Origin of the sequence: Phyllobacterium sp. (assembly GCF_037994405.1) — a bacterium.
Classification (GTDB): Bacteria; Pseudomonadota; Alphaproteobacteria; order Rhizobiales; family Rhizobiaceae; genus Phyllobacterium.
The window spans coordinates 1-4480 of the sequence record NZ_JBBNAN010000503.1 but is presented as its reverse complement, the minus strand read 5'-3'; the positions used below and the strand labels follow the sequence as shown (position 1 = coordinate 4480).

Annotated in this window: 2 protein-coding genes, 1 tRNA gene and 3 pseudogenes; 5 read left to right on the top strand and 1 reads right to left on the bottom strand. The window is 58.6% G+C overall.

Annotation, left to right across the window (positions count from 1 at the left end; all coding sequences use genetic code 11):
• From AAAC48_RS27700 to AAAC48_RS27680, 5 genes and pseudogenes are all read left to right on the top strand, one after another.
• Window positions 1-278: pseudogene (locus AAAC48_RS27700) on the top strand (L-seryl-tRNA(Sec) selenium transferase); the annotation flags it as partial.
• On the top strand, window positions 262-1083 hold the full coding sequence (locus AAAC48_RS27695; protein ID WP_340657273.1) for a tetratricopeptide repeat protein: 822 nt from the start codon (window positions 262-264) through the stop codon (window positions 1081-1083). The pseudogene AAAC48_RS27700 and the gene AAAC48_RS27695, both read left to right, overlap by 17 nt.
• A pseudogene (gene selB / locus AAAC48_RS27690) lies at window positions 1080-2957 on the top strand (selenocysteine-specific translation elongation factor); the annotation flags it as partial. The gene AAAC48_RS27695 and the pseudogene selB, both read left to right, overlap by 4 nt.
• An 81-nt stretch (window positions 2958-3038) precedes the next feature.
• Window positions 3039-3131, top strand: a tRNA-Sec gene (locus AAAC48_RS27685).
• Window positions 3132-3166: 35 nt separating this feature from the next.
• Window positions 3167-3661, top strand: a complete 495-nt coding sequence (locus AAAC48_RS27680) for a hypothetical protein (protein WP_340657272.1) — start codon at window positions 3167-3169, stop codon at window positions 3659-3661.
• Window positions 3662-3830: 169 nt separating this feature from the next.
• On the opposite strand, the pseudogene AAAC48_RS27675 reads toward AAAC48_RS27680, so the two are convergent.
• A pseudogene (locus AAAC48_RS27675) lies at window positions 3831-4480 on the bottom strand (alcohol dehydrogenase); the annotation flags it as partial.

Genomic DNA, 4480 nt, shown 5'->3' with positions numbered 1-4480 from the left:
CCGTTATTGCCTGCGAAAGCCAGATCGGTTCTGGCGCCCTGCCCCTTTCCACAATACCGAGCGCGGGCTTGTCCCTGACGCCGGTCGAGAACAGTGGCCGCAGGCTTGCCGGGTTGGCAGCGGCACTTAGGCGGCTCCCGGCACCGATCATCGGCCGTATCGAGCGCGGGTCGCTGGTGCTGGACCTGCGTTGCCTCGAGAATGAGGCCGGTTTTTCTGCCAATTTCGCAGATCTTGTTTCACCGCTCAAAGGAGGCTTTGATGTTGAGCCTTCTTAGCCGGTTCTCGCGAAAACCGACAGAAAACAATGCATTGGCCGAAGATAAGATGGCGATTGCATTGACGGCGGCTACGAACGGCGATTACGCGACTGCGCTCTCGATATGGGAACCTTTGGCGCGAGCCGGAAATGCGCGGGCCCAAAACAATATCGGTGCGTGTTTCGCTGGCGGATTAGGTGTTACGAGAGATTGCCAACTCGCCCGTGACTGGCTGATATTGTCGTCGGAGGCCGGTGACCCGGTTGGGCAGCGCAATCTCGCATCTCTGTTGTTCACCGGCGAGGGCATCAAGCCAGACCATCAACGAGCGCTGGCGCTTTACCGCCAGGCGGCGGAACAAGGGGACGGCGAAGCTCAAGACATGTTGAGCTGGATGCTGCTAGAAGGCGAAATCGCCGAGCCAGATCCCGCAGAGGCGCGCCGGTGGGCACTTGCCGCCGCGCAAAACGGCTCTGCCGCCTCCATGACGCGGCTGGGAATGCTCTATCATAATGCCCTTGGCGTCCCGCGTGATCCGGCCGAGGCCGTTCGCTGGTGGCGACTTGGTGCCAATGCCGGCGATGCCGACGGACAGGCGATGCTCGGCGCAGCCTATCATCTGGGAAGCGGTGTCGAACGCGATCCGGTTGCGGCGTTTGCATGGCTGTTGCGAGCGCGCAAGGGGGACAGCGCTCTGGCCACGCCTTTCTTCGACATTGTGCACGCGGCGCTCGATACCGACCAACTCGCCCGAGCTGAGCGCCTTGCTGCAATATCCCTGCCCGAAGCATCGGCCCCTTTGTCAAAGGTAGGAAAGCCATGATTGTTGGTACCGCAGGGCATATCGATCATGGCAAGACATCGCTGGTCAAGGCTCTGACCAACGTCGATACGGACCGGCTGAAAGAGGAAAAGGCCCGCGGCATATCGATCGATCTCGGCTTCGCCTATATGCCGGTGGACGGAGCTGAGACGATTGGCTTTGTCGACGTTCCTGGGCACGAGAAATTCATCCACACCATGCTTGCCGGAGCAAGCGGTATCGATTTGGCGCTGTTGGTGGTTGCCGCCGACGACGGCTTAATGCCGCAGACGCACGAGCACCTCGCCATCATCGATCTCCTCGGTATCAAACGGGGCGTTGTCGCGCTGACCAAGGCAGATCTCGTGCAAGAAGACCGGCTGACCGAGGTCGAAACCGCAATACGAAACGAACTCGGCGGGACGGCAATTTGCGATGCGCGGATAATCGCTGTTTCAACGGTTTTGGGACAAGGTATCGCGAGTTTACACGAAGAGCTCGTCAATGCTGCTCGCCACTTCGACCGGCGCCAGACAACTGGCCGCTTCCGGTTGGCGGTTGATCGATCGTTTACGATTCACGGGGCAGGAACCATTGTGACCGGAACCGTACTTTCGGGGATGGTGGCAATCGGCGATCATGTAACCATAAGCCCGTCAGGCCTTGCAGCCCGTATCCGCTCAATCCATACCCAGAACCAGCCAAGTGAGAATGGCCGCGCCGGCGAACGTTGTGCCCTTAACCTCGTCGGTGATGGCATCACAAAGGCCGCCGTTCATCGTGGTGATATGGTGCTGGAGCGAAGCTTGCATGCGCCGACGAGCCGAATTGACGCGACACTGCGCGTGCTTGCGTCTGAGCGAAAGCCGATTGGTCACTGGTTTCCGGTACGGCTTCATCATGCATCAGTCGAGGTGGGTGCTCGTATCGTTTTGTTGGCCGATGAGCCTGTGGCGCCCGGAGCACGCGCCCGAGTCCAACTCGTGTTGGACCAGCCAGTCGCTGCCGCGGTGGGCGATCGTTACGTCGTGCGTGACACATCGGCGCGGCGCACAATTGGCGGCGGAACCTTTCTGGATTTGCGTGCTCCAGCCCGCAGACGCCGAACCCCGGAGCGAAGGGCGCAGCTCGACGCGCATGCTCTTATTGACCCGGAACGTGCGATTGGTGCATTGCTTGCAGCGCCGCCATTCCATCTCGATATCACGGCTTTTGCCCGCGACAGGACCTTGCCGACAGCGCATGTCAGGGCGTTGACAGAATCGCTGGGCGCGGTACTCCTGCCGCTGGACGCTTCCGTACTGGCCATGTCTTTCGCGCAATGGTGCAAGTTCCGGCAAGACCTGCTGGATCGGCTCGAAACGTTCCACGCCGGCAATCCGGATTTGTTGGGGATCGGCATTGAACGGCTGCGGACACAGCTCGAACCGCGCCTGCAGACGCCGGCATTTCGTGCAGCGTTGCAAAGTCTCGCAGGTGCGGGAGAGATTGCTCTTGAAGGAGCCTGGGTCCGGCTCCCGGGTCACCAAGTGACCATGGCCCCGGCCGACGAGCGGCTTTGGAACGGGATCGAGCCGCTTCTGGGTGGAACCCAACGGTTCCGTCCGCCTCGCGTTCGCGATATCGCTGAATTGCTCGCGATTCAAGAGCCGCAGGTGCGGCGGCTGCTGAAGCTGGCGAGCCGCATGGGCAAGGTGCACGAAGTAGCACACGACCATTTCTTCCTGCGAGATACGATTGCGACAATGGTTGCGATCATTGCCAGACTCAGTTCGGGCGCGGAGAAAGGCTGGTTTACCGCAGCGCAATTTCGTGATTGCGTCGAAAATGGCCGCAAGGTTGCAATTCAGATCCTTGATTTCTTTGATCGGCACAGCGTGACAGTACGGCATGGCGATCTTCGGCGCATCAATTGGAATCGTTTGGAGCTTTTCGGCAATTTGACGGATGGTGCCATAAGCGAAAAGGTTGTTTCTGGAGGAGAATCGTCCCCGGTGGGGCGTCCGGACTTCAAATCCGGGAGGGGCCGAGAGACGGTCTTTGGTGGGTTCGACTCCCACTCTCTTCCGCCGTCAGTGAGCGGGTCTGGTTCCGGGAGCAAGCGATGAGCGCGGCTACCCTTTATATCGAGGGACTGCAGCGAGCGGCTGACAGGGCACAGTCGGCAGAATCCGCTTACCGGCAGGAGGCGGCGGCCCGGATAAAAATACTCGAACGCGAACGCGCGTTCGCCTTTCGCCGGATGAATTTGATGCGGTCCATTGCTGAAACTGTGAGGGCGAAAGTCGAGGACAATACCGGCGCGGAAGAACGAACCGGTGAGGAAATCGCCGTCGCCGGCGCGCTTGCTTTATTGCGGGTTAAACTGGGTTGGTCGTCGGATAGTGAAATGCAAGACGCAACACTCGCGAAATTCACGCCTGTCACCGTTGCACTTTATCGCGCCTTCAGCAGTGAGCACCAAGAAACACCAAACCCCTCGCCAGACATTAGCGAAACCCTCATCCGATTTGAGGACTGGTACGAGGAGGCTTACGGCATTTCATTCTGGATGCTTTTTGAGAATCCTATTCCCGATACGCCGCGTGTCGATTTTTAGCCCAAAGGCCAGCTCGAAGCTATATCGACATAGTATTGCAAAATTCTATGCCTCGCGGATGGATGGGGTTAGCGTTCGTGGACTTTGTTCCGACAACGCCCGCCTTTTTCGTGGAGCAGAACAGGAAACGAAATATCGGAAGACGCTCATTTAAGCGTGAATTGTGATGTTATGAATCTGGCCGGTTTCCGTGTGGAACGATTACTGCCGCTCCGCTCAAACGACCGGATCGAAGAGCTTCAAGCGCTGTGTTCGTCTCTTCGAGAGAATAACAAGTGGTTGTTGTATCCACGCCGGCCTTTCCGATGATCGTAAAGAATTCTCTGGCATCCTCACGCGTCAGATTCGCCACCGAAACCAGCTCACGCTCCCCCCAAATTGTGGCATATGGCATGGCTGGGATTTCGCTCATATGAATACCACCGCAAACCACGCGGCCGCCCTTGCGCACCGCTCCTAAGGCCGTTGGTACAAGGTCGCCGATCGGAGCGAAAATGATGGCCGCGTCCAGTTCCTCGGGCGGTCTTTCCTCCGAGCCGCCGGTCCAAACAGCACCGAGTTTTTGGGCAAAACGCTGCGCTTGCAAATCTCCCTTTCGGGTAAACGCGTAGACTTCTCGACCCTGCCACGCACATAGCTGCGCGATGATGTGAGCTGCGGCCCCGAAACCATAAAGTCCGATCTTCCTGGCTTCACCAGCCTTCTTGAGAGAGCGCCAGCCGATCAAGCCAGCACATAAAAGCGGTGCCTGAGAGACTGGATCCGCGGTCGGATCAAGGTCAATGGAGAAACTGTCGTCGGCGATCACATGTGTAGCAA

Coding starts and splice junctions, on each gene's coding strand:
- AAAC48_RS27695 (WP_340657273.1), top strand. CDS start 262: ATGTTGAGCCTTCTTAGCCGGTTCTCGCGAAAACCGACAGAAAACAAT.
- AAAC48_RS27680 (WP_340657272.1), top strand. CDS start 3,167: ATGAGCGCGGCTACCCTTTATATCGAGGGACTGCAGCGAGCGGCTGAC.